23 protein-coding genes and 1 pseudogene are annotated in these 26,071 nt (G+C 44.8%); 20 read left to right on the top strand and 4 right to left on the bottom strand.

Annotated features, from left to right (window positions below; all coding sequences use genetic code 11):
* The first annotated feature begins 26 nt into the window (after nucleotides 1-26).
* From BLV33_RS04055 to BLV33_RS03990, 14 genes are all read left to right on the top strand, one after another.
* Complete coding sequence (locus BLV33_RS04055) at nucleotides 27-1,478, top strand: ABC transporter substrate-binding protein (RefSeq protein ID WP_090788516.1); 1,452 nt, start codon at nucleotides 27-29, stop codon at nucleotides 1,476-1,478.
* 18 nt (nucleotides 1,479-1,496) lie between these two features.
* The gene (locus BLV33_RS04050) at nucleotides 1,497-2,183 is read left to right on the top strand and encodes an ABC transporter ATP-binding protein (RefSeq protein WP_090788514.1); all 687 of its coding nucleotides are present in this window, start codon (nucleotides 1,497-1,499) and stop codon (nucleotides 2,181-2,183) included.
* Complete coding sequence (locus BLV33_RS04045; protein ID WP_253186965.1) at nucleotides 2,134-3,222, top strand: efflux RND transporter periplasmic adaptor subunit; 1,089 nt, start codon at nucleotides 2,134-2,136, stop codon at nucleotides 3,220-3,222. Before BLV33_RS04050 ends, BLV33_RS04045 begins: the two co-directional genes overlap by 50 nt.
* Nucleotides 3,222-6,017, top strand: a complete 2,796-nt coding sequence (locus tag BLV33_RS04040) for an ABC transporter permease (protein WP_090788512.1) — start codon at nucleotides 3,222-3,224, stop codon at nucleotides 6,015-6,017. Before BLV33_RS04045 ends, BLV33_RS04040 begins: the two co-directional genes overlap by 1 nt.
* Before the next feature lie 6 nt (nucleotides 6,018-6,023).
* On the top strand, nucleotides 6,024-6,893 hold the full coding sequence (locus tag BLV33_RS04035; protein ID WP_090788510.1) for an ABC transporter ATP-binding protein: 870 nt from the start codon (nucleotides 6,024-6,026) through the stop codon (nucleotides 6,891-6,893).
* A 110-nt stretch (nucleotides 6,894-7,003) separates the two neighbouring features.
* A complete protein-coding gene (locus tag BLV33_RS04030) occupies nucleotides 7,004-7,687 on the top strand; it encodes a response regulator transcription factor (RefSeq protein ID WP_090788508.1) in 684 nt (227 codons plus the stop codon).
* On the top strand, nucleotides 7,680-9,062 hold the full coding sequence (locus tag BLV33_RS04025) for a sensor histidine kinase (protein ID WP_090788505.1): 1,383 nt from the start codon (nucleotides 7,680-7,682) through the stop codon (nucleotides 9,060-9,062). The genes BLV33_RS04030 and BLV33_RS04025 overlap by 8 nt, the downstream gene beginning before the upstream one ends.
* Before the next feature lie 82 nt (nucleotides 9,063-9,144).
* Nucleotides 9,145-12,237 (top strand): efflux RND transporter permease subunit, encoded by a 3,093-nt coding sequence (locus tag BLV33_RS04020; protein WP_090788502.1) that lies wholly within the window; start codon nucleotides 9,145-9,147, stop codon nucleotides 12,235-12,237.
* A 140-nt stretch (nucleotides 12,238-12,377) separates the two neighbouring features.
* Nucleotides 12,378-13,280, top strand: a complete 903-nt coding sequence (locus tag BLV33_RS04015; protein ID WP_139305684.1) for an IS1595-like element ISPaen7 family transposase — start codon at nucleotides 12,378-12,380, stop codon at nucleotides 13,278-13,280.
* Nucleotides 13,281-13,334: 54 nt separating this feature from the next.
* Nucleotides 13,335-14,168, top strand: coding sequence for an amidohydrolase family protein (locus BLV33_RS04010; protein WP_090788500.1), 834 nt, complete (start codon nucleotides 13,335-13,337; stop codon nucleotides 14,166-14,168).
* Nucleotides 14,169-14,333: 165 nt separating this feature from the next.
* Nucleotides 14,334-14,723 (top strand): VOC family protein, encoded by a 390-nt coding sequence (locus BLV33_RS04005; RefSeq protein ID WP_090788498.1) that lies wholly within the window; start codon nucleotides 14,334-14,336, stop codon nucleotides 14,721-14,723.
* Between the two features lie 349 nt (nucleotides 14,724-15,072).
* Nucleotides 15,073-15,657, top strand: a complete 585-nt coding sequence (locus BLV33_RS04000; RefSeq protein WP_090788496.1) for an undecaprenyl-diphosphatase — start codon at nucleotides 15,073-15,075, stop codon at nucleotides 15,655-15,657.
* A gap of 120 nt (nucleotides 15,658-15,777) precedes the next feature.
* Nucleotides 15,778-16,167 carry a VOC family protein gene (locus BLV33_RS03995; protein ID WP_090788495.1) on the top strand — a complete coding sequence of 130 codons (390 nt, stop codon included), beginning with the start codon at nucleotides 15,778-15,780 and terminating at the stop codon, nucleotides 16,165-16,167.
* Between the two features lie 39 nt (nucleotides 16,168-16,206).
* Nucleotides 16,207-16,674 (top strand): SRPBCC family protein, encoded by a 468-nt coding sequence (locus BLV33_RS03990; RefSeq protein WP_090788492.1) that lies wholly within the window; start codon nucleotides 16,207-16,209, stop codon nucleotides 16,672-16,674.
* Between the two features lie 17 nt (nucleotides 16,675-16,691).
* Here BLV33_RS03990 and shc read toward each other — a convergent pair whose 3' ends face one another.
* Entirely contained in the window at nucleotides 16,692-18,575 is a 1,884-nt protein-coding gene (shc, locus tag BLV33_RS03985) for a squalene--hopene cyclase (protein WP_090788490.1), read from the bottom strand.
* A 187-nt stretch (nucleotides 18,576-18,762) separates the two neighbouring features.
* On the opposite strand from shc, the gene BLV33_RS03980 reads away from it, so the two are divergent.
* The 3 genes from BLV33_RS03980 to BLV33_RS03970 all read left to right on the top strand — a co-directional run bounded on the left by BLV33_RS03980 (nucleotide 18,763) and on the right by BLV33_RS03970 (nucleotide 20,943).
* Entirely contained in the window at nucleotides 18,763-19,374 is a 612-nt protein-coding gene (locus tag BLV33_RS03980; RefSeq protein ID WP_090788488.1) for a LysE family translocator, read from the top strand.
* Between the two features lie 47 nt (nucleotides 19,375-19,421).
* The gene (locus BLV33_RS03975) at nucleotides 19,422-20,258 is read left to right on the top strand and encodes an inositol monophosphatase family protein (RefSeq protein WP_090788486.1); all 837 of its coding nucleotides are present in this window, start codon (nucleotides 19,422-19,424) and stop codon (nucleotides 20,256-20,258) included.
* Between the two features lie 499 nt (nucleotides 20,259-20,757).
* Nucleotides 20,758-20,943 carry a hypothetical protein gene (locus tag BLV33_RS03970; RefSeq protein ID WP_090788484.1) on the top strand — a complete coding sequence of 62 codons (186 nt, stop codon included), beginning with the start codon at nucleotides 20,758-20,760 and terminating at the stop codon, nucleotides 20,941-20,943.
* 102 nt (nucleotides 20,944-21,045) lie between these two features.
* Here the strand turns inward: BLV33_RS03970 and BLV33_RS03965 are convergent, their stop codons facing one another.
* The 3 genes from BLV33_RS03965 to BLV33_RS30610 all read right to left on the bottom strand — a co-directional run bounded on the left by BLV33_RS03965 (nucleotide 21,046) and on the right by BLV33_RS30610 (nucleotide 22,804).
* Nucleotides 21,046-21,756: an SDR family NAD(P)-dependent oxidoreductase gene (locus BLV33_RS03965; protein ID WP_090788482.1), complete on the bottom strand. Its 711-nt coding sequence runs from the start codon at nucleotides 21,754-21,756 to the stop codon at nucleotides 21,046-21,048.
* Nucleotides 21,757-21,890: 134 nt separating this feature from the next.
* Nucleotides 21,891-22,328 (bottom strand): MarR family winged helix-turn-helix transcriptional regulator, encoded by a 438-nt coding sequence (locus BLV33_RS03960; RefSeq protein ID WP_090788480.1) that lies wholly within the window; start codon nucleotides 22,326-22,328, stop codon nucleotides 21,891-21,893.
* 83 nt (nucleotides 22,329-22,411) lie between these two features.
* Entirely contained in the window at nucleotides 22,412-22,804 is a 393-nt protein-coding gene (locus BLV33_RS30610) for a hypothetical protein (RefSeq protein ID WP_366414707.1), read from the bottom strand.
* A 380-nt stretch (nucleotides 22,805-23,184) separates the two neighbouring features.
* On the opposite strand from BLV33_RS30610, the gene BLV33_RS03950 reads away from it, so the two are divergent.
* From BLV33_RS03950 to BLV33_RS03940, 3 genes and pseudogenes are all read left to right on the top strand, one after another.
* Nucleotides 23,185-23,517 (top strand): metal-sensitive transcriptional regulator, encoded by a 333-nt coding sequence (locus BLV33_RS03950; protein WP_090788477.1) that lies wholly within the window; start codon nucleotides 23,185-23,187, stop codon nucleotides 23,515-23,517.
* A gap of 18 nt (nucleotides 23,518-23,535) precedes the next feature.
* Nucleotides 23,536-23,739, top strand: a complete 204-nt coding sequence (locus BLV33_RS03945; RefSeq protein WP_090788475.1) for a copper ion binding protein — start codon at nucleotides 23,536-23,538, stop codon at nucleotides 23,737-23,739.
* 123 nt (nucleotides 23,740-23,862) lie between these two features.
* Nucleotides 23,863-26,067 (top strand): annotated as a pseudogene (locus tag BLV33_RS03940) (heavy metal translocating P-type ATPase); the annotation flags it as partial.
* Between the last annotated feature and the right edge of the window lie 4 nt (nucleotides 26,068-26,071).

Here is a 26,071-nt window from a genome sequence, read left to right as displayed (position 1 = left end):
AAATAAACCCATTGGAGGTTTTTTTTATGAATAAATGGAGTGGCTGGCTTGGTTTGACATTAGCTTTAGTTCTGGTATTACCCGCTTGCAGCAAGGGTGAAACGAAAACTGCAGAAGCAAAGTTTAATAAGGATGAAAAAGTGAAGCTGAAGATTTTGTATTTTAACGAGCAGGCTTTTTACTCCCTGTATGGCAATGTGTTTCAAGCCAAATACCCGAACATTACTTTTGATGTGGTGTCGAGCATGGGCAATCTTGAGGGCAAGGATCCGGTCAAGGAATTTGACAAGCTTGTTGAAGTGAACAAGCCGGATATCATCATGATGAGCCAGGCTCAATACGAGAAATTCTCGGCAGACGGCAAGCTGTATGCTTTGGATTCAGTCATTCAGCAGGATAAATTTGATTTGGAAAACATGGTGCCAGGTGTCATTGAACTGCTGAAAAACAAGGGCGGCAGCAAGCTGTATGGTCTTTCACCTTCGTTCACGACAAAGGCTTTATTTTACAATAAGGATTTATTTGATAAGCAAGGGATTCCCTATCCCAAGGATAAAATGAGCTGGGAAGAGGTACTACAGCTGGCCAAACGGTTTCCTACAACTGGAACCGATGAAACACGGATTTACGGATTGGCCCAATCGATGTTTATGCAAAATCCTTTCGATCTGGTCCAAACGATCGCGCAGTCGAAGACGTGGTCTTTACTCGATGCGGAAGGAAAAAATCTGACGATAAGCACCCCGGAGTGGAAGAATCTCTTTGAGCAGGTTGTTGCAGGTTATCAGAGTAAATCGATATCTCAGCCGGGAAATGCCGCTGCTACTGCTGGCGGTGTTGTGAGCAGTTCGAAAGATGATGGTAAAACAAGGCTGACAATCGATGAAAACAGCAATCTATTCCTGGCTGGAAGAGCGGCGATGATGATCGACAATTCCTTCCTGCTCAATCAAATGGATATGATGAAGAATATGAAAAAGGATGCCAAGCCTATTAATTGGGGTGTGGTGACTGAGCCGGTTGATCCGGCAAATCCCGATGTAAGTGGATCCTTTGCGATCTCGCAAATATTTGGGATTAACGCGCAGTCTGCTCATATTGGAGCCGCATGGGAATTTATCAAATATGTGCACAGCGACGAAATGGCGAAAATCCGCTCTAAATCATCTCCGGAGCTCATTTCGCGCAGTGCATATGCGTCAGATAAGCAGGGTCGAAGCCTGGAGGCGTTCTATAAGCTGAAGCCAAACAGCGATGCCGCTGCTCAGCTTTATCCAAAAGGCTTCAGAGCTGCCTTCAGCAAAATTACCTTAGAAGAGACAAAAGCGGCGATCGCAAAAACGAAGTCGCTGGCCGATGCGCTTGCAGCCATAAAAGACAAAGGACAGAAAGCCTTAACCGAGGCTAATATCAGCGGTGAAAAAGAACAGGAAGGCAATGTGATGGGCGGAGGTATTCAGCAAATTTTCATTAATTGATCCGGGGGTACATCGCATATGGAACCAATGATCAGGGTCAACCAGGTGGAAAAAACTTTCGAAGCCGGCTCCCGGCAAGTTCAGGTGCTGAAGGGAGTTCGTCTCGAGCTCTATGCAAGACAGTGGATCATCATTCGCGGAAGGTCGGGTTCAGGCAAGACGACATTGTTAAATTTAATAGGAGGCCTGGATATTCCGACCCAGGGAGAGGTTTATTTTCAAGAGGAATTGATTTCGATGTGGAATGACCTTCAGCGTACCAAGCTGCGGAAGCAGAAGATAGGATTTATTTTTCAATCGTTTGCCTTGATGCCGCTGCTTTCCGCTTGGGAGAATGTCGAACTGAGCTTGCGAATGTCGGGTACTCCCCGAGTCGAGTGGAAGCATCGGGTTCAGCATTGCCTGGAGCTTGTCGGGTTAAACAAACGCATGCATCATCGGCCTTTCGAATTATCCGGAGGCGAACAGCAGCGAGTGGCGATTGCCAAGGCGATCGCCCATAAACCGCTGCTGCTGCTCGCCGATGAACCGACAGCAGAGCTGGATTCGCTAATGGGAGCTCAGATTATGAGGGTGTTTCGAGAAATAATTGCAGAGGAGAATGTTACTCTCTGTATGACGACACATGATCCTACATTAATGGAGGTGGCCGATCATGTATACGAGATGGTGGATGGACAATTTAGCAGCGATAAAGAATTATAAAATAAATGAATACGTGTGTATCTGGTCCAAGCGATGTATGGCTTTATTCATAACCTGTTCGCTGTTAGCGACAGCGGGCTGCAATTTGCTGCCGAAGGAAGTTGCTGTAGAAGTCGTTCCGATAATAGATCCGCCCAAAATTTCCCAAAAACCGGAATATAATGTGGTATCGGCCACCATTGAACAAAAGGTACGCGCATCCGGTAAACTGATGTCGCTGCAGGAGTCACAGTTATATTTTGTCAGTGATAATTACCGGATTCAAGCTATTCATGTAAAAACTGCTGATACGGTAAAGCAAGGACAGTTGATCGCCGAGCTGGAAACAGGTGATCTGGAAAGCCAGATCGGGCAAAAAGAGATCCAATTGCAAAAGGCCGAGCTGTTGATGAAGGATAAGCTTCGCAATGTGACGGAGCAGAATCAATCCGCAACGAAATTGGATCAGCTTGATTTGCAATTGCAGCAGCAGGAACTGGCCAAACTGAAGCAAAAGCTGGCGAAGTCCAAAATGGTCGCACCCTTCACAGGAGTCATTACATATGTCGCTAAGAATGAAGGAGATATGAAAAAGGCTTATGAAACGATTGCGGTTATCTCCGATCCCGCCAAGTTGACTGTCGTTGCCAGATTCAGTACAAGCGATTTGAATGCTGTGATTGTGGGGATGGAAGCTGTTATCGACATCAACACGGCAGGTCAATTTAAAGGGAAAGTGGTTAAACTGCCTATTGTGCATGACAATCAAACGAATACAACTCAAACTATAGATGATTATGTAGTGATTCAACTGAACCAAATGCCTCCAGGTCTAATTGAAAATACTCCGCTGAGTGCTACGATCATAACGGAGAGTAAAGCCAATGCTGTGCAAATTCCTCTAGCCGCTTTGCAGACGCAGGGAGGACGCAACTACGTTTTGGTGGCAGATGGGACCGGAAATAAACGCGAGGTGGATGTTGAAATAGGATTAGCTACAGCGACGGAAGTAGAAATCATCAAAGGGCTTACCCCTGGACAAAAGGTGGTTGGCAAATAATGCAGATGCTGCGGTTTCTTTATCGTAAAATGTGGAACAATCGTTGGCTGACCTTCAGCTCGTTTGTAGGTTTACTCGTGGCGGTTGCCTTTACAACGAGCATTCCGATGTACGCCGACGGTTCTCTGAAACGGGTCATTGCCAAATCCCTTCAGGAAAAAAGCCAGGGCTATCCCGCAGGGTCCTTGCTGATCCGCTATCAAGCGGCAAGCAATGACGTTACCGAGTCCAAAGCTTTGACGGCAGTCGATGCATTTATTGCACAAACCATTCCAGAGCAAATCCGCTTTCCTTTTCTGAGCTATGTTCATACTCAGTCGCTTCGCAGCTCACAGCTTATCTCGGAAAGCAATAGCAGTACAAACAAACGTCGTCAAATGACAGCTGTGGCCCAAAGCGGGTTGAAGCAATATGTGGAAATTACCCAAGGACGAATGTTTGAAGATGCTGGAGCAAATGTGCTCGAAGCGGTGGTGTCAGACGATGCCTTATCACGAAATGATTTGCGGATCGGGGATATTTATCGATATACGATAGCAACGACAAACGGCAGCAAAACCTTGCGTATTCAGATTGTGGGAGCCTTCAAACCAAAGCAAGCGGCCTCAGCTTATTGGTATCAAGGCATCGATAGCTTTGCCAATTCCTTGCTGATCAGCGAAGCGTCGTTCTCCAAACAATTGCAAGAACAGAAGGCTTTATTAAGCGTCTCCAATTGGTATTACGCTTTTGACTTGCGGGAGCTGCAGGCAAGCGATCTCTCACCGCTTAAAAGCTCATTGAATCGCTTGGATATCCAGCTTTTTCAAAAACTGAAAAACACCAAAGTGGATATTTCTTTCGCTCCATTGCTGAACGAATTCAGTAGGCAAAGCGTGCAGCTGCAAGCGCTTTTGTTTACTTTAGCCGCTCCCATGCTTGCTATGGTCTTTTACTATATTGTGATGAATGCAAGACAGGCCCTGGAACGGCAAAGAAATGATATTGCCGTCTTGCGCAGCCGTGGCGGGAGCACGAAACAAATCATTTGGATTTTTTTATTAGAGGGGCTATGGATGGGCGGAGTCTCGCTCGTCTTGGGATTGCCTATCGGCTATTTTATGGCAAAATGTATCGGAGCTTCGAATGGATTTCTTTCCTTCGTCGGACGTGAAGCTATTCCAGTCGATGCCTCGGTTGATGTCCTTGCCTATGGCGCGATCGCAGTAGTCGTCGCAATCGTGTCCAGCGTAATTCCAGCCATGTCGTTTGCCAGAGCTTCAATTGTGGGCTTTAAGATGAAGCTCGCAAGATCCGACCAGAAGCCGTTTTGGCAGCGTTGGTTTCTTGATCTGGCTTTATTATTAGCTGTTGGCTACGGCTGGTATAGCTTTAATCAAAAACAATTGCTATCCTTTAGTACCGGATTATCGACAAACCAATTGCAAATTCAATCCCTGTTATTTTTTATCCCGGCGGTGGCGATATTTGCTCTGGGGTTGTTCTGTTTAAGACTTTTCCCATGGCTGCTCCTCCTGATTCATGGGCTCGGACGTAAATTCATGCCGCTCACGCTATATTTGACCTTGGTGCAATTGTCGCGCTCGGCCACCGCTTATTTCCCCCTCATGCTGCTCTTGATTCTTACCTTGGGCATGGGAGTCTATCATTCGTCCGCAGCGCGTACGATCGATTTGAATTCAACGGATAAGCTGCTTTATCAATATGGAACCGATGTGGTTGTAAGAGCCGTATGGGATGGCTATTCGGAAGAGGACGGCACAACAGGAGGAGCAGGCTCCGAAACAGAGCATCCGATCATCTATACCGAGCCGTCTTTTGAATCGTATCGCAAATTGGAAGGTATTGAAGCAGCAGCGCGTGTATTGCAAACGACGGGCGAGGTAACCGTTTCAGGCAAGTCGGTTGGCAGAGGAAGCATCATGGGTATAGACAATCTGGATTTTTCCAAAGTGGCCTGGTTTCGCCGGGATTTAACGCCAGCTCATCCGTTTGCGTATTTGAAATTGCTCGGCTCCTATGAACAAGCGACATTAATTTCGTCCACCTTTGCCGAAGAGCGTCAATTAAAGGTTGGCGATCTGGTCACCGTCTCGATTCAACAGAAAAATGTGGAGCTGGTGATCGTCGGCATTGTACCCTATTGGCCCAATGAATATCCGGAGAAAACACCATTTTTTATAACCAACTTATCGTATCTTTACGATCAAATGCCGTTAATGCCTTATGAAGTATGGTTGAAGATGAAGCCAGACGCGAAGGTAGCTCCTATATTTGAAGCGTTGAAAGCAAAAGGCATTCAATTGGCATCCGTGAGCGATGTGCGAAACGAGCTCATCACGCAAAATCAGCATCCCTCCAAGGGCGGGGTGTTCGGAATTTTAAGCTTGGGATTTCTGGTCTCGGTGCTGATCTCTTTTATCGGATATGTGCTGTATTGGTACTTTAATTTATCAGGGCGAGTTGTGCAGTTCGGCATTCTGCGAGCAACTGGACTTTCGCGAATGCAAATGACGGGGATGCTGCTGATCGAGCAAATTTTTACCGCAGGGCTATCCATTGCGCTTGGCATTGGGCTGGGAAAGCTGACAGGTTATTTATTTCTGCCCTTCCTGCAAACCGCCGATGGATCGGGCAAGCAGGTTCCGCCGTTTCGGATTGTGTTCGCGGCTAAAGACACGAATCAGCTTTATGCAGTGGTGGTCGTGATGATGCTGGCTGGAACGGTGCTGCTGCTGAATCATATCCGTCAATTGCGCGTACATCAGGCGATTAAATTAGGAGAGGAGCGATGACACGGCATGATTCGCTGCGACGGTCTGGTCAAGATTTATAAAACCACGGAAATTGAAGTGGTTGCCCTGCAGGGCCTGAATTTAACGATTGAAGCCGGAGAGATGATGGCGATTATCGGCAACAGCGGCAGCGGAAAATCCACTTTGCTGAATATATTAGGCGGACTTGATCGACCTTCCGCGGGTATGGTTGGGGTCGGTCCATGGGATCTTCTCAAAATCACAGATGCGCAATTGGTCCAGTATAAACGAGAATCCGTTGGCTTCATCTGGCAAAATAATGCTCGCAACCTGCTTCCATATTTGACCGCTCTCGAGAATGTAGAGACTGTGATGATGTTAAGCGGGAAGCTGGATCGGATTTATGCCAAGGAGCTATTGGAACGGGTTGGTTTAGCGCATAGAATACACAGTAAACTGCAGCAGCTTTCCGGAGGGGAGCAGCAGCGTGTGGCAATTGCGATTTCCTTGGCTAACCGCCCTGCTTTGCTGCTGGCAGACGAGCCAACCGGTTCGGTTGATTCGGAGACGGCTGAGCGGATCATGGATATTTTCAGAACCTTAAACAGAGAGCTGGGCGTGACCATTGTGATCGTAACCCATGACCTTTCCCTTGCCCATAAGGTAAACCGGGTTGTCGCGATACGTGACGGACAAACTAGCTCGGAACTGATACGTCGTGAGGTGGATGAGTCCAGTTCATTCAAGAGTGAAAAAGAGCAGCAGGTCACACAGGATCGGCATGAGGAGTATATCGTACTGGATCGAGCCGGGCGGCTTCAGGTGCCGAAGGCTTATCTTGAAGCGCTGCAAATAAGCGGCAAGGCTTCTATGGAATTTGACGGCGAGAAAATTATGATTCGAGCTCCCAAGTAATGACGATCGCTTCCCTTTATTTTATGGGGGATCGGTCGTTGTTATTTTTTTATGGAAAGATGGTAAACTTGAGGTATTACCACAAATCGAGTTGATTGGGGAAATAGGGCATGACGACGATATTGGTAGTGGATGACGATTCGCATATTCGTGAATTGATAAGCTTATATTTGACGGATGAGGGCTTTACTATCGTCGAAAAAGCGGACGGTGAAGAAGCTTTGAAATATGCTGCTGATTTTCCTGTGGATATGACGATCATGGACATCATGATGCCTCGAATGGATGGCTGGGAGCTTTGCCGTAAGTTACGGGAATTGAGTGAAATGCCTATTTTAATGATAACGGCCAAAGGAGAATCTACTCAGAGGATAAAGGGGTTTCAGCTGGGGACGGATGACTATCTCGTCAAACCATTTGACCCTCAGGAGATGGTCATGCGGGTCAAAGCGCTTCTGAAGCGATACCGGATATCCGTCTCCAAGCATATACAGCTGGGTCCTGTAAAATTAGACCGAAATAAATATGAGGTTTTATTTGGAGATTTAGGCGAAGCGGTGACGCTTCCGCTTAAAGAATTTGAGCTTTTCTATACATTGGCAAGCTATCCCGGTCAGCTTTTTACGCGAGATCATCTCATTGGGCAAGTGTGGGGAGTCGAATTTGAAGGAAATGAGCGAACGGTGGATGTGCATATTAACCGGCTGCGAGATCGATTCGAAGGCTATTCCGCTTTCTTCAAAATCATAACGCTGCGTGGTTTAGGCTACAAGCTGGAGGTTTATCATGATTAAATCCTTATATGTTCGTGTTGTTATCACGTTTATTGCAGCAGTGATCCTCAGCTTGATATTAGCCTTTTTCTTGGCTACCTTACTTTACCAGAATCAGATAAATTCCCTTACGGAGAAACAGCTTATTACAAGCGGTAAACAAATTATCCAAAGCTATCAGCAATCACCAACGAAAGATTTAGAAAGCTTTATTCAGGGTGTGAGCTTGCTTTTCAATTATCGGGTGCAGATTTACAACAATAAGGGAGAAGCTGTTCTAACTCAAAATCCAACAAGTCAAAAGCTAATCATTAATAATGAGCAGATTCAGTATGTTTTGAGTGGGGGAGTTTACCGAGGAAAGCTGCAGGAATCCCAAAATAGGCAAGCTTCCGTCATTCAGTTAATTGGTCTGCCATTTCAGGTGAATAATGCTCCGCATGCTTTATTTATTTCACCGGATATAACGGATATAACAAGGGAATTTGGTCAATTTCTGAAAACCGTGTTGATTATAGTATTAATCATCGGAAGCTTAATTCTTGCGATAGCTGCTCGCTATTTAGTTAAGCCCTTGCATCTGTTAACAGATGCAACCCGACGTTTGGCCAAGGGTGACTTCAGTATCCGTGTTCAGTCCAAGCGTAAAGATGAAATTGGTATTTTAACAGCAAGTATCAACGATATGGCTAAAGAATTGGGGATGCTGGATCAAATGCGCCAGGACTTTGTAGCGAATGTATCCCATGAAATTCAATCACCGCTAACCTCCATTTCCGGTTTCTCCAAAGCATTGAGGGATAAGACCATGGATGAAGCAAAGCGAATCCATTATTTAACCATAATTGAAGAAGAAAGTAATCGACTTTCTCGTTTAAGCGAAAATTTATTGAATTTATCTTCGCTGCAATATGAGCATCATCCTTTTCATCCGCAAAATTTAAGCTTGGACGAACAGTTGAGAGGAGTAGTGATTACCTGTGAACCGCTCTGGGCATTGAAAAAGCAGGTTATTGACCTTCAACTGGAGGAAGTCACCATTCAAGCAGATATAGATCAATTAAACCAGGTTTGGTTAAATTTAATTCATAACAGCATTAAGTTTACTCCTGAGCATGGGGAGATTCGTATAGATTTAAAGGTTAAAAGCGATAACGCAATAGTAACCATTACAGATACAGGTTCAGGTATTCCTGCCGAGGAGATCCATGATATTTTTAAACCCTTCTATAAAGTAGATAAATCCAGAACTGACTCCATCGGCGGAAGCGGACTTGGCCTCTCGATTGTCAAACGTATTGTCGATATTCATCATGGAGACATTGAAGTGATCAGCATACCAGGTGAAGGTACGACCATTAAGATTAAGCTCCCGTTTAGTTATGAAGTTTCTTAATTTTAATTGTTAACATCCGTTTATATTGAGTTTAAATTCCTCCTGTATAGTAACGGCTATATATAAAAAAGGAGAGAATCATATGAACGGGATAAGTAGATTTAGTTTAAAAAATGGAGCAGCCGTAGTCATTTTATGTTTGCTTGTATTGGGATATGGACTTTATTCATCTACGCAGATCAAGCAGCAAACCTTTCCTGATGTCAGTTTCCCGTCTGTGTTCATTCAAGCTGTAAATCCGGGAGCATCTACTGAAGAGGTAGAGACTGAGATTACCGGACCGATCGAACAGAGCTTGCTGAATTTCAAAGGCTACGATTCGTTAACGAGTACATCTTCGGAGAACTCAGCAAACCTTGTTTTAAGCTTTGCGTTCGGGACTAACATGGACAAGATCACTACGGATGTAGAAAGTGCTATTTCAAAGCTGAATTTGCCAAGTAAAGCCAAAATCACCGTCAATCGGTTTTCCGCGGGCTCTCAACCGATTTATGAGGCGGCCATATTTGCAGCAGACAGCAGTAAATCTGTTGATTTGCAAAACGTATTGCAAAATGAAGTTGTTCCCAAGCTAAGCAAAATCACCGGCGTCAGCGCAGTTACCTTAAAAGGGACTAAATCCGATAATTTAAACATTGAAGTCGATAAGAACAAGGCAAGCCAGTTTGGAATATCCTTGAATACCATTCAAAGCGCGATACAATCGCTCGACTACGCGCAGCCGCTCGGCTCTATTAATCAAAATTCAACGACGATTCCCATTCGGTTGGTGGGTAAAATCAATTCGCTTCAGCAAATCAAGGATTTACCGCTTTCGGCCAATAACAGCGCGATTCCAAACAGAGGTCCGCAAGGAATGGCTCAAGCACCTCAGACAGCAGCGCCAAAAGTAAAGCTGTCGGATATCGCGACCTTTACTACTGTAGGAACACAGGATCAAATTACCCGATTTAACGGTAAAGAGAGCTACTTGATTGATATATCCAAATCTCAAAATGCCAACACAGCTGATGTAGCTAATAAAGTCAAGGATGCTTTGGCCAAATATAAACAGCAAGCGAATCTGGATATTCATGTGGTTGAAGATCAAGGGGCTTCCATTGAAAAATCCGTTTCTGATTTGATACGAGAAGGTGCATACGGCATTCTCTTCTGTATCATCATCATTTTCTTATTTCTGCGAAATGTTCGTGCAACAATCATATCGATTCTTTCCCTGCCTATCTCCATATTCGCTACTATTGCCCTCTTGAATCAGATGGGCTTAACGCTCAATATCATGACACTGGGTGGAATAGCCGTATCCGTCGGACGGATCGTTGATGATAGTATTGTCATTATCGAGAATATATATAGGTGGCGTCAAGAAAAAGGTTCAGAGTTGAAAGGAAGGGAGCTTGCCTATCGAGCAACCAAGGAAGTCATAGGCGCAGTTGCTTCTTCCACGATTGCTACGGTGGTTGTATTTCTGCCGCTTGCCTTTGTCAGCGGAATTATCGGTGAATTTTTCCGTCCATTTGCCATTGCGGTCGTCAGTTCCATTATCGCTTCGCTTTTTGTGGCTATGATGTTAATACCGGTGCTTGGCGCTAAATTTTTCAATAACGTCAAGCCGCATAACACAGAAGGTAAAATGATCAAGATCTATGAGCGATGGATTCGAGGCTCGCTGAAGCGCAAAAAAACAGTACTCAGCATCGCTTGTGCTTTGTTGATTGCTTCTCTTTGTACGATTCCTTTACTGGGTGTGTCTTTTCTTCCTGCTGGCAGTACACCGGCAGCTGAAATTGGTTTGATTTTGCCGCCCAAAAGCAGTCTTGCTGAAACAGACGCTTTGACGCAAAAAGTGGAGAATTACGTAAAAGGTCTTCAAGGCGTTACGAGCTACCAGGTTTCCATTGGCGGAGCCGGTAACAATAGGTTGCAATCCTCTGCAAATAACAATAATAAGGCTACGATAAATGTGCAATTTGATAAAACAACGAATATGAATGCGACAATAGATAAAGCCAATTTTGATCTAAAGCCAATCATTGTTGGTGCTGTTCCAGATGCAACATTTAATGTTAAAGCAGGGGCCCAACAAGGTCCGCCTTCCGGAAACGGAATAGATGTCAGCTTATATTCAAGCAATCTTGATGCATTGTCGAAGGCCGCGATACAGGTGAATGATCTCATGATGATGAACAGCAGCCTGAAGGATATTACGAATAATTTAAAGGATGTCACACCGAAATGGGTACTATCGTTGAATCAGACGGGAATCGATGCCAACGTATCTGCTTCCCAGGTGATGCTGGCGGTTAATGAACAGCTAAGGCCTGTAAATGCTGGAACTTATACGCTCGACAATAAGGAGTCGAGCATTACTATGGCTTACCTACAACCGATCTCCACTAAAGAGCAGCTAGAAAATATCAATATTCAAACGCTGAGCGGACCCAAAAAGTTGAAGGAAATTGCCGATTTGACAGAATCCAATGCGCCTGTAACCGTTAACCATGATGGCGGGAAAACATACGCGAAAATTAGCGGCACCATCAAAGGAGATGCCAGTACTTCCGCTGTTACGAAGCAGGTTCAAACAGATATCAAAAGCTTATCTTTGCCTGAGGGTGTTCAAGTAAGCTTTGGCGGTGGACTCGCGATGATTACCAGCGGATTTACCAGTCTTGGGATTGCCATGGCTTCAGCAGTATTCCTGGTATTTTTAGTGATGAGCGTGACGTTTGGCGGTTTAAAGACACCATTGATCATCCTATCCTCACTATTATTTGTACCTGTAGGTTCATTGGGTGCACTGCTGGCAACGGGACAAACCTTATCCATGAGTGCAATGATCGGTATGCTTATGCTGGTTGGTATTGTTGTTACCAACGCCGTTGTTTTACTGGATCGAGTGGAGAAGAATTGGAAATCAGGTATGCCGATGACCGAGGCGATTGTAGAAGGCTCGAAAAATCGTGTTCGACCGATTCTGATGACAGCCAGCGCCACGATTTTAGCCCTTATGCCTTTGGCATTATCTGAATCAAGCTCGAGCCTGATCTCAGGCGGATTGGCCATTACTGTCATCGGTGGACTATTCACTTCAACCTTGCTAACTCTGATCGTTGTCCCCGTAATCTATTTGATGACTGGTAAAAAACGTAAAGTAAGCGAAGAGATATTTTAAGCTCAACTAGAAGGAGAATCGTACATGATCAACGAAAATGTAATAAAATGATTTGAATATCAAGTTGTTTCAGCAAGGTCTTTAAATACGAACATTTGTTTGATATAATAAATACAAACGAATGTTCGGGAGTGATTGACGTGGCTCAACAAGAAACGATGACGCTCAAGAGGTTTCAAGAGAAGTTCGATACGGAACAATCATGTCACGATCATCTGTTCCAGATTCGTTGGCCAGAAGGGTTTTGCTGTCCGAAATGCCAAAGCCAATCGTTCTATTTCCTAGAGACGCGGAAGCTTTACCAGTGTGTGGCTTGTAAGCATCAAACTTCCGTGACGGCCGGTACCATTATGCATAAAACGCACACGCCTTTGTTGACATGGTTTTGGACGATCTTTTTAATGGCCCATGATAAACGCGGCATCTCTGCAACCTATATCGCTCGAGAACTTGAATTGACCTATCCGACAGCCTGGTTGCTCCTTCAGAAAGTCAGGAAAGCTATGGGTGATCGCGATGCCAACTATCGACTGGCCGGCTTGGTTGAACTCGATGATGCCTTCTTTGGCGCACCAACAGAAGGCGGCAAACGCGGTCGTGGCACCGAACAAACGCCCGTGCTCGTAGGCGTTTCACTCAACAAACAGGGAGCACCGCAATACGTCAAGATGCAAGTGATACCGGATGTAAAAGGGAAAACGCTGATCGATTTTGCACAGCGTCATATCGATCCCGGCGCAACGATCAGCAGCGACGCTTACCATTCTTACAACGCGCTTGCGAAAGAATACAACCATCAGCCGCTCAAATTCAACGTCAAAGAAAACCCGGATCATTTGAAGTGGCTTCATACGATGATCTCAAACGCCAAAGCTTTTATTGGCGGTACGTTTCACGGCTTGGCACCCAAGCATCTGCAAGCCTACTTGAATGAATTTTGCTTTCGTACCAACCTCAGACAGTTTGAAGGACAACTGTTCAATCGGCTTTTATCCGCTTGTATTTCTACCGATACCATTACTTACCAAGAACTTACCATATGACGATGCGGAGCTAACTTGATATTCAAATAAAATGATTAAAAGGGGACTGAATTCATGCGAATCGATGCGCACCAGCATTTTTGGAATCTGGAGAAAGTGAAATACCCTTGGCTTGTTCCTGCATATGGTCCGATCTATCGGACTATTGAGGCAGCGGAGCTTGAACCGCAGCTTAAAGCGAATGGCATTGATAAAACGGTCATTGTGCAAGCCGCTAATTCGTATGAAGATACGGATTATATGTTGGAAACGGCGGCTCAGTATGATTGGGTGGCCGGAGTAGTCGGCTGGGTACCTCTGAATAAACCGGATGAAGCCGTGAAAAAGCTGGAGCAATATACGAAAAATCCGTTGTTCAAAGGGGTACGCCATTTGATCCACGACGAACAAGATCCAAACTGGGTCGTTCAGTCAGAAGTCATTGAGGGTCTGAAGGTGCTGGCTTCATTTGGACTTACATTTGATGTTGTGGCCGTATTGCCTGAGCATATGCAGCATGTTGCTGCCTTGGCTGAACAAATACCAACTTTAAAGCTGGTGATCGACCATCTCGGCAAGCCGCCAATTAAAGATAATCAAATGGAGCCTTGGGCAAATCTGATCAAGAAAGCTGCTGCTTATCCCAATGTATACGCTAAATTATCCGGATTGAATACCGCGGCCGATTGGGAAAGCTGGACAGCAGAAGATATCAAGCCTTATATCAATTATGCCTTTGACATTTTTGGCGCGGACCGGCTTCTATTCGGCAGCGATTGGCCTGTAGCAAACTTGGCAGGGGACTATGCCAAGGTTTGGGAAGAGACGAACAAAGCGCTAAGAGGACGTTCTCAAGCACAAATTGATGCCGTGCTTGGTGAAACTGCAATCCGATTTTATGGATTATAAAAGGGGAGTCCGGTTCAAATCCGGATTCCCCTTTTTCTGAATAAATCATTTGAACACTTTGTCGTGTTATTACAATACGAGTTTTCATGTTTTTGTTAAACTGAGTATAGGAAAGCCTTGTCATATTAGGTTTCCTTCATTAAATTAAGAAAGGTAGTGGGATAAATGAAACTGTCACAAGTTAGACTGTTGGTAAAAAACTTTGAGAAAAGTGTAGCCTTTTACAGAGACGTGATGGAGTTTCCATTAGGATTTTCCTCAGAGGAGATGCAGTTCGCATCCTTTAATACTGGCGAAACCAAAATCGAAATTTTTTCCCATGAAAACATAGCAGAATTGATGGGGGAAACCAATCTACTAACCGATGGAGCATCACAATCGAAATTCTTACTCGCTTTTTCTGTTGACCAAGTCGATGACTTTTGTACCCGCTTGAAAGATAAAGGAGTGGTACTCCTTAACGAGCCCCAAGATAGGAAAGCCTGGAATGCCAGGGTGGCTCACTTATGCGATCCCGATGGCAATGTGATTGAACTATACAAACACCCGCTTTAATGTCCAATATGGAGGGGTTGGGATTTGTCCGGTTAGACTAAGAAGCAAAAGGAAATCAGTCGTTGTTTCGCGAAAATATTGAAAATAAAAACTCCTTTTTGCTTACATATGTCTTATATTCTAGCAATGTAATATTTCAAAACTGTTTATTTTGTTAGAATGCGTTGAAATATGTATAAGCAGCTAAAAAGGAGAGAAGATTACTGATTAAAGATACAGAATTGGAACAGATATTCAAGAATCTAAAGAGATTAAAAATAAACAGGATGATCTGATTTCTCATCAGATTTTAATATAGGTATAGTATGATTACAAACCGATGGTTATTTGACTATATAAGGAGCAAATTATGAATTTTTCTCAATTAGACTACCATTGGTTTCAAGCGATCAATCAACTTGCCGATAGAGTACCCGCTTTGAATTCTGTGATGGCTTTCTGTGCCGTGAACTTGGATTACCTGTTTTACCTGGGCATTGTCGTTTATTGGTTTATACGAACCCCGGAAAATCGCCGAATGGTGGTGAATTCTCTGATATCTGCCGCAGCTGCGTTAGGAACAAACGGCATCATCGGCGCCATCTATCATCGGGATCGTCCATTCGTGTCTCATCATGTCATCCAATTAGTTCAACACGAGGCATCCGCCTCATTCCCTAGTAATCACGCGGCTGCCGCTTTTGCCGTTGCAACCTCGATCTGGCTATGGCGGCGGAAAGACGGATGGGTTTGGTTCATACTTGCTGCACTCATCGGCTTCTCCCGTATTTGGTCCGGTATTCACTATCCGACGGATATTGTCGGGGGAGCGATTTTAGGGGTTATTCTCGCGGTCTTGATTGGCAAGCTTATGCGTTGGCAAGTGTTGAAATGGTTAACGGATGGTTTAATCCACATTTATGAATTAATTGAACATAAGATATGGAAGCCTTAAACAACTCACTTGAACAAACACAGTCGGGCAATCCTGGTTGTGTTTTTTTACCAAATAGAGGGATTTTCCAACGTATATCGAAATCATTTACTTAAATACAATAGCGAAGGAGAATACTACATGACTGAACAAATAAAAGCCAAAATTGAAAATTCACTAACCGTATTATTGGTTTCTGATTTAGAGAAGTCGAAGCAATATTATCGCGATGCGTTGGGTTGTGAAGTTGAAGAACACTGGGCTGTACGAGATGATTTCGGCTTAGGATTTAAATTAATCCAAGCAGGTGATATACAAGATGTAATACCTAACAAAGGTACATGGAATACATATGCTTACACGAAGGACTTTAAAGTACTTGATGCCTTGTATGAGGAATTAAAAGCAAATGGAGCTATAATCGCTTCCGAACCTATAACAACCGAGCAAGATTGGGGATCATGGAAAGAGTTTTCAGTAAGAGATTTGGATGGCTATCTAATTGGTTTTGGATCAGGCACGAAAAACTAATAATTGCTTTCGGATAACGATAGAGGAGGAGCTTACTTAATGTTAGCGTCAATCCAAAAAATTGAGGATGGCTATGTCGCTCGATTTGATCGTCCATTAAACCATTCCGTAGAAAAAGTTTGGGCTGCTTTAACGGAGAATGATGAGCTTATAAGTTGGATGCCAAACCTCCAAGTAGAAGAACTTCGAAAAGGAGGAACTATAAAATTTGATATGAAAGACGGTTCCGGGACATTCATTGACATTGAGATTTTAGATTTCGAACTAAATTCCGTCTTGGAATTCACATGGGGTAAGGATCGAGTTCGATTTGAATTATACCCAAAGCCTAATGGCTGTCTATTAGTGTTGAAAGAGTTTATTGGCACCTTAATTGATCATACATCAAAAGATTTATCAGGTTGGCATGTATGTCTCGCTGTTTTGTCTGCTTTACTGGATGGTCGTTTTATGGATTTTCCAAAAGGTGACTGGCAAAAATATCATGAGCATATGCTGCTGCAATAAACGAGATAAAATAGATACTACACACCGTATTTCCTTCTGAAATGGCTTAACGCAAGAAGCGGCCAAATGTAACGATAACTGTGGTAATGAATGTAAAAGGTACCCGCAAGGCCCGCTCCGGTAGGATAAGTGGTCGTCCAATTGTCTTCATGCAGTGTGGTGATTAGCCTGCATATGCCTTTTTCCACTTCTGGAATCGGTTTCGAATGAACGGCGATCAGAGCATCTAGCGCCCATGCAGTGTGAGATGGGGTACTTGCTCCGAGCGGAACATACCGCATAAGCTGATCGCTCTTGCATGATTCTCCCCAGCCTCCGTCCGAATTTTGGGTGCTTAAAAGCCAATGGACGCCTTTTTTCACTATTCGATGATCGGGTTCTATTCCTACCGACATCATTCCTGTAAGTGCAGCCCATGTCCCATAGATGTAGCAAATCCCCCAACGCCCGTACCACGACCCATTCTCTTCTTGATGATCGATGAGCCAATCCGCTGCGCGTCGAATAAAAGTATGGCGTAAGCCAAGACCCGCAGTGTTCCCTAAAAACTCCAAGGTTCGCCCGGTCAGATCGGCCGCGGAAGGATCCGTTGCCGACGTTTTGGCCCCTTCGATCGGTAACCAGGTGAGGATTTCGTTATCCGTATCTTTTTCGAAAGCAGGCCATCCTCCATCCTTATTTTGCATACTTAAAATCCAATTGAGCCCTCGGTTCCAGGCATCCCGATAAATTGGCTCATTCAGAGACAGCCGTTTGATCGATCTTAAGGCCGCTGTCGTATCGTCTACGTCTGGATTGATAGTATTGGAGTCTGAAAACCCCCAACCGCCAGGAACTGGATTCCGATTATGGATGCTCCAATCCCCGAATTTTCGCTGTTGTTTGGAGAGTAAATAAGCTGCTGATTTTTGAATCGCTATACTATCGGAAGCTGTGCCGGCCTCCTGCAGTGCGTGTGACAGCAATGCGGTATCCCAAACAGCTGAGGGCGAATTTTGTAAAAACACCTTCCCATCCGAGCTGCAGAGCATGATTTTTAAGCCTTGAACCGCACGTGTTATAACCGGATGCCGTTTGTCATACCCGAGCGCGAGCAGGGCGAAGATCATCAGGAATGTGCTGCTTGCATAACAATAAAGCGTTCCGTCAGGTTCAATCCGTTCCAGTATGTACTTTTCTGCCCATTTTGTGGCAGCTTCGTGGAGACGCTGGGGGACACCGATGAGTTTTCCCATGCTGGTATTTATTTCTTCGAGTAGATCTTGAAAACCTCGGGAATATTGGCGTTGACCGTTAGAACTGGTGCCGATAAGATCGGACAAATCAGGCGAAGCGTCCGTTGTTACGACGAATTTGCGATCGACTAAAAGAAGAATAGGGGCTAGATGAACTCTCACATATGCGGAAAAATCGAAGAAGTTGATTGGAAATGAAGCAGGAAGGAGTAAAAATTCAAGTGGAATCATCAATGAAGTCGGCCATGGCAATTGGCCGGTGACAGCGAGAAGCATTTGGGTTAGTATGCTGGTAATGTTTTGGAATCCGCCTTTTGACAAAATGAAACGCTTTGCTTTTCTCATCGATTCATCCGTTTTTTTACTATATCCCGTAAATAAAAGCGCATAATAGGCTTCCACAGTGGCAGACAAGTTTCCCTCATCTTCATCATAAAACACTCTCCAAGAACCGTCGTCTTGCTGGGCCGCGAAGATTCGATCATGTAATTGTCTGATTAGAGTTTCATCGTTAATCTGCAAGATTCGAAGGATAATAATCATGTAAGCATCTGTCAACGTTCCATTTTCAAAACAAAAACGCCACGACCCATCTTCTTTTTGCAGCCGCATAAGCTCATCTGTAAGGCGCTGGATTTCCCTGTCTGCTTCGCTCAAGTCATTCATTAAATATCAACCCTTTCCGGTACTCCATTATATGAAAGGTGTCTCGAGCAAAATGTTTTTTAATGACATATCTAATTGAGCAAATCGAGGAACAAGGTTATTTCGTTCCATTGTCGAATACAGTCAATTAAAATATATGTTTTGAAAAGGCAAGCAATGATATAAAAGGGAGCAGCATTTAAATCATATGGAGTTTATTGTGTTTATAAAAGGTTTGCTTATCGGTATTTCAATTGCTGCACCCGTAGGACCTATCGGTCTTCTCTGTATCAGAAGAACATTAGCACAGGGACGAATTTATGGCTTTGTATCGGGATTAGGAGCAGCTAGTGCTGATGCGGTATATGGTATTATTGCAGGATTTGGTCTAAACTTCATAATTAATTTTTTAACTGGACACCAGTTTTGGTTTCAATTATGTGGAGGATTGTTCCTTTTTTATCTAGGAACTAGAATATTTATATCTAAAGCCTCAGAAACTCCTGCTGAAGCTAAAGGTTCACATTTAATTGGTGCATATTTATCTGTTTTATTTCTCACTCTAACCAACCCGATCACCATTTTATCTTTTATGGGTATTTTTGCAGGATTAGGACTTTCTCAAAATAATACGATCACAGCGCTGATACTGGTTTTAGGAGTATTTGTAGGTTCGGTTGTTTGGTGGATCCTCCTCAGTAGTGGTGTGGGATTGTTTAAGCATCGAATAAATAAGAAAGCCTTAGCAATAGTGAACCGTTTCTCGGGAGGAATAATCCTTATAATTGGTGGATTAAACATTTACGGATTATTAAAATAGTTGTATAACAAACGACTTTCGTATATTCAGATCATTGGAGGCCGACATTGGAGAAAATTCTACCCATTGCTAGAGAACTCGCAATAAAAGCGGCAATAAAGGCAGGGAAGCTTGCGAAACACTATTTTGATAAAGACAAAGAAATCTCTGAGAAGGAACATGGTGATTTAGTCACAATGGTGGATCATCTGGCGGAAAAAGAGATATTATCAGAAATATTGCGTCATTTTCCAAATCATCAAATTCGGAGTGAAGAAATGGGATGGACAGGCGAAGAAGGCGAATGGCTTTGGCTGGTTGATCCTCTAGACGGTACCAATAATTATGCAATTGGTCTTCCGATCTATGGAGTGTCCATAACGCTTATTTATAACAAACAGCCGGTTCTTGGGGTCATATACGACAGCCATTTGGAGGATCTTTATATAGCTGAGAAGGGAAAAGGAACAAGCCGCAACGGAGTACCTATATCTGAAGTAAGTACAGCATTCAAGAGAAAAGGTTTCAGAGGGATGACGGTCGGCTGGATTCAAGGGCATCACGTACAGAAAGAGGCAAGAGCCTTGGATTTGAAACAAAAACTGGATTTAACTTTTAAACGAGTTTTACGTCTCTGGGCCCCGTCGCTGCTGTGGTGCATGCTGGCTCGAGGTGATCTGGATGGTATTGTGCTATATAATTCCGAAGGCGATGATTTATACGCAGGTATATTGATGGCTAAAGAAGCAGGAGCAACAGTTGTAGATTTCTCAGGAAACAATTTTGAAGGCATGAATCCGGAACCATATATTATCGCGTGCAATCCAAAATATATTGATGATTTTTTATCTTTAATAGGGGTCCCGCCAGGGTCCCGCCAACATTTTAACGAGAATATACGCTAAGCCCTGAATTTCATCCGGCTTGGCGTTTTTTCTTACTCTAAGCTGAAACGGTACGATCACCTGATAAGCCGAGTATCAAATTCCATTTTTAGACTGACTCGTTAAAAAAAGCAGTGACAGACTAGGAACCCGAAAGACCTAGACTGCCGCTGCTTTTTTTAACTCAACAACCAGTGCGCCTTGAAGTCGGAGAACCGAAAAGCAGAGAGCGCACGGAGAACTGCTCATTTTCAGGTGCATCAGTGGCACTTCAGCCACCGCAATTAGCAGCGGCAGGGGTTGAGAAACTTCAGTGTCCTGAGTGTGGCTCAGCCAGAAAGGCAATGTTCCGAGGGGAAACCATTACATTCCCAACTCATACTCCGCTGCTTCTCAAACGCTCGCAAAAGGGTCCCTTGTGGATCAGGCAAGGGACAACCTGGGCGATACGCTAACAAAATGAAACGCTTCTGTACATCTATGCGCAGAATGCTCCAATTAACCTTCGAAGGAAATGCACATGCAACTTTCTCAGTGGTTTCACTACCAACTTCAAACAAGCACCAAAGGCTTTCTCTGGGCTGCCGAACAAATTCCTCAAGAAAGACAGTTTCTGCAACCGAAACCCGACAAGTGGTCGGTAGCCCGGCTTGCCTATCATCTGGTGTGCTACGATCAACTCATCGGGTGTACGGACCCGCTTTAGCGGGCCCGTAGCTCTAGCCAGATTCATTTGTCGAAAATCATGAGCGCGTCCGGCAGGCAAAAATGCTCCGCGCAACCCATGTGCAAGAACAGCAAAAGCTCATTAAACCATATATTGCTCATCTGGCTCATGTAAAGCTGCAGCTAAGATTTTCTCTGCGACCAATTCAGGAGTATCTTTATCAGTAGGATTGGGAGAACCTTGTCGCTGCTGCTGGCGAACGCCCAGAGCGTTTTTGCCAAAATCCGTTGCGGTTGAGCGCGGATAGACGGTAATCACCCGGATATGCTCTGAGGCTAATTCACCTCGTGCCGTATCGGAAAGCATGTTCAAAGCTGCTTTGGTAGCTGCATAGGCTGCCATTCCAGCAATACTCATCTTGGAGACCACCGAACTTACATTGATGATCAGTCCTCCCCCTTGCTCTCGCATGATAGGGATCACAGCTTGCATAGCTGCTAATGGTCCAAACACATTGAGGTCAAGGATCTTACGGAAGTCATCAGGATTGAGGTCAGCGATCGTGCCAACTGCAGCTTGTCCTACGTTATTGATGACCACATCCAGGCGACCAAAGTGGCGCACCGTCTCCTCAATGACTCGTTGAACTTGCTTCGGATCGCTCACGTCAGCAGGCAGAGCGACAGCGTCACTTCCCTGGCTCTGCAATTCCTCAGCGAGATGATTGAGTGCATCGGCAGATCGAGCTACCAGTGCTAATTTAGCACCAGCAGTGGCAAAGCGGCGTACTGTGGCTAAGCCGATACCAGCGGATGCTCCAGTAATAAGAACGACCTTATCACGAATTTCCATAATAAATGTTCCTTTCTTTGAGAGATTGGCCAAACCGTTTCTGGGAGGAAGCGGTCAAGCAGGTTCCTGAAATCGTTAACCGGTTAATTAAATGAGCAAAACAGATCGGCTTCAAGGTGCTCTGCTTGCGCTCGTCAAGGTGCTGGAGGGATGTCTTCAAGATTCTGATGCATGTGTTTGAGCAGGCGCATCAAAAATGCCCGTTCGACCTCAGAGAGACCGGCAAGCATTTGGTCCTCAAAATGGCTCATGGCCTGTGGGATGACCTGCTGAAGCGCCTGCCCTTTCATGGTCAGTTTCACAATGACCAATCGAGCGTCAGTGGGATGAGGATGTTTCTCCACGAATCCCTGGCGGGCCATCCGTTGAACGGTTCGGGTGATCGAAGGGGCTTCAACAGCCAGTCGTTCGGCTATTTCCCCGACCGTCAGACCATCGGGTGTCTCCCAGAGGAGTTCGAGGAGGTACTGCTGACCGGAGTGAACTCCAGAACGTTGAAGCTGTTGCCCCAAAGCCTCCTTGGATCTCCTTGAAAGATGCGCGAACACTTGTAGAAACGATTCTGTTTTCATCCTTCGTCGTCCAATCTTATTCGTTATATCGTTAACCGGTTAAGTAGATTAAACCATATCCGCTTACTCTTGTCAACTCTGCTTCAAGAGAGGCAGGAGGTCAGTCTCGACGAACTGGAACAAGCAGAACCAATTTTGAGGATCAAATTCCCTGAGAACGAGGATGCGAGAACCCGATACTGCAACGAGAATCTTGGGTCCTTGTCAAAGAATTCCTTATGACAATCTGAGGTAGTTGAAGCAGTCACCAAAGTGCTTTCGCGTGTTCTGTAAGCCTGGACAACTTTATGAAATTGACTCTTCGATGTCCGGTTACCCACTTTGTCATACGTGTAGGCAATGATTTTACCATCTATCAGTGTTTCCTGGGTCAACTGATTTAATGCATCGTATTGATACGAAATAGTCCCGTTGTTTGTCACAATACTCGTCCGTTTGCTATTTGCATCATACTTATACGAATAAGAATCGAGCAAGGACCCGGAAGCATTATAATTATTTACTGACTGTAACCGGTTAGCTGAGTCGTAGTCGTAAGCAGTGTAGGTCCCATTTGCCCGTGTAACAGCGGTGAATATAAGTTCAAATTCAGGCAGAACACATCTCTCAATTCATAACGGCCGCTTAAAGAACAGGAAGTTGAATGATCGTAAATCCAGTTAGCCACCCCTACTATTGGGGCTTAGAGTAAGAAAAAACGCCAATCAGTCACGATCTAAGGCTTAGCGTATATTTTCGTTAAAATGTTGGCGCGACCCCAATTAATACTTAAAATAAAGGTGATTACTGCTTCTAAAAAAATGCTTGCATACCCTATGGGGGTATGTTATATTTTACTTGTAAGGGGGTAAAACTAATGGAAATACATCAACATAATGAATCGCAAGAAGAAAATTGCCATACAGGCTCTGAAAGAAAAAGCCACCATTCTGATCAAACCAAAAGCAATTTGATTTCCAGACTCAATCGGATTGAAGGCCAAGTTCGCGGGGTTAAAGGGATGATCGAGAAGGATACGTATTGCGATGATGTACTTAATCAAATCGCTGCCATCCAGTCAGCTCTTAATAGTGTGGGCAAGCTGCTTCTTGAAAATCACATGAACAGCTGTGTCATTGAGCGAATTCAGGAAGGTGATTTTGAAGTTGTTAAAGAACTCATGACCACGATGAATAAATTGATTAAATAATCTAAAGGAGTGTTGGATATGCGAACTGTAACTCTGAAAGTTGAAGGAATGTCTTGTGGTCACTGCGTGAATTCAGTCGAAGTTGCGGTTAAAAACCTGGGTGCTTCCGGTAAAGTGGATCTTGGTGCGGGGTCCGTGGAGGTCGAATTCGATGATTCCAAAGTAACGCTAGCAGCAATTAAAGATGCGATAGAAGATCAAGGATACGATGTCGTTGTGTAAAATAATGGGCCGCCAGCTCCGCGGCTCTTTCGCATCACCTATTTTTTTTCACAAAAATATACCCCATATGGGTATATAGGTAAAGGGGTAATATCCATGGAAAAACCATTAGAGCAAGAACAAGAACAAACCGATTTTGAACTGGTCGGTATGACGTGTGCTGCTTGTGCCACTCGCATCGAAAAGGGACTCAGCAAGATGCCTGGGGTCAGTAAAGTCTCTGTCAATCTCGCCTTAGAGACGGCCCATGTCGAATTCAACGCGTCCCAAGTCTCGGTCAGCGATATGACAAAAAAAGTAGAACAACTCGGCTACAAAGCCTTCCAAAAAGTAGAGGAAGCAAATCCAATAGATTATAAACAAAAAGAGATTTCACACAAAAAAAGGCAGTTGTTGATATCCGCTGTTCTTTCTCTACCTCTACTTTGGGCGATGGTTGCTCACTTTTCGTTTACCTCATGGATTTATTTACCGGAATTTCTCATGAATCCTTGGATGCAGCTAGCATTTGCGACACCGGTTCAGTTCATCATCGGCCGACAATTTTATGTCGGGGCATACAAAGCTCTCCGCAATAAAAGTGCGAATATGGACGTGCTGGTTGCACTGGGAACATCCGCCGCGTATTTCTACAGCTTGTATTTAACGCTTGAATGGTCGGCAAATAAGCAAGCCCATCATGCTCCGGATATGTACTACGAAACAAGTGCGATTTTAATTACTTTGATTGTTCTAGGAAAGCTCTTTGAAGCACTGGCAAAAGGACGCACGTCGGAAGCGATCAAAAAACTGATGGGACTTCAAGCTAAAACCGCTCTTGTCATTCGGGACGGTACTGAAATTTCGATCCCGGTTGACCAAGTGATTATCGGCGATGTGCTGCTTGTAAAACCAGGTGAAAAGATCCCGGTAGACGGAGAAGTATTGGAAGGGAATTCGTCGGTAGATGAGTCCATGCTGACTGGCGAGAGTATACCTGTCGATAAAAAAGCTGGAGATAGCGTCATAGGAGCAACGGTTAATAAAAACGGCAGCCTAAAATTGAAAGCGGCGCGAGTCGGTAAGGAAACTGCTCTTGCCCAAATCATCAAAGTGGTGGAGCAAGCACAGGGCTCGAAAGCTCCGATCCAGCGAGTGGCCGACGTGATTTCCGGCATTTTTGTACCGATTGTTGTAGGTATCGCGATCGTCACGTTCTTGGTTTGGTTTGTATGGATTAATCCGGGCGAATTCGCAGCGGCACTTGAAAAGTCCATTGCGGTTCTTGTCATCGCATGCCCCTGTGCATTAGGACTGGCAACGCCGACCTCCATCATGGCAGGTTCGGGCAGGGCCGCCGAGTATGGGATCTTGTTTAAAGGCGGCGAGCATCTGGAATCAATGCAAAAGGTGCAAACCATCATCCTTGATAAAACCGGAACAGTCACAAAGGGCAAGCCGGAGCTCACAGATGTTCATATAGTAGGCATGGACGAAAATGAAGCTCTTCGCTTGATGGGATCCGCCGAGAAGCCATCCGAGCATCCACTCGCGGAAGCCATTGTCGCTGGCATTATCGCAAAAGGGATTACGCTTACGCACACGGAGCAGTTCGAAGCCATCCCTGGCTATGGCATTCGGGCCGTCGTGGAAGGAAAAGAAGTACTCGTCGGAACGCGTAAACTGCTTCTGATGGAAAATATCTCATTCAATGATGCGGCAGCTGCCATGAAACGTTTCGAATCCGAAGGCAAAACGGCGATGATGGCAGCCATTGATAAACAATACGTTGGCATGGTGGCTGTCGCGGATACGATTAAGGAATCGTCCAAAGAAGCGATCACGCGTTTTAAGCAGATGGGCCTCGAAGTGATCATGATGACCGGAGACAATCAACGTACCGCGGAAGCAATCGCCAAACAGGTAGGAATTGAGCGCGTGCTTGCCGAGGTGCTTCCAGAGGGTAAAGCCGAAGAAGTGAGGAAACTTCAAGAAAGTGGCCGTATCGTAGCGATGGTGGGGGATGGCATTAACGATGCACCAGCTCTTGCCACTGCAAATGTCGGCATTGCGATCGGCACAGGAACCGACATTGCCATGGAAGCAGCTGATGTCACGCTGATGCGTGGGGAACTTACAAGCATTGCTGAAGCCATATACATGAGCCGAAGAACAATGACGAATATCAAGCAAAATCTGTTTTGGGCCCTTGGATACAATACACTTGGTATTCCCATTGCAGCAGTAGGGCTTCTGGCTCCATGGGTTGCTGGAGCTGCTATGGCTCTTAGCTCCGTATCGGTTGTACTAAACGCGCTACGACTGCAGCGAATACGACTTGGGAGGTGAGATC

It is taken from the genome of Paenibacillus sp. GP183, from assembly GCF_900104695.1.
Lineage (GTDB): Bacteria > Bacillota > Bacilli > Paenibacillales > NBRC-103111 > Paenibacillus_AI.
Note: the sequence above shows the minus strand (reverse complement) of the source record. Positions and strands in the feature narration are given on the sequence as shown.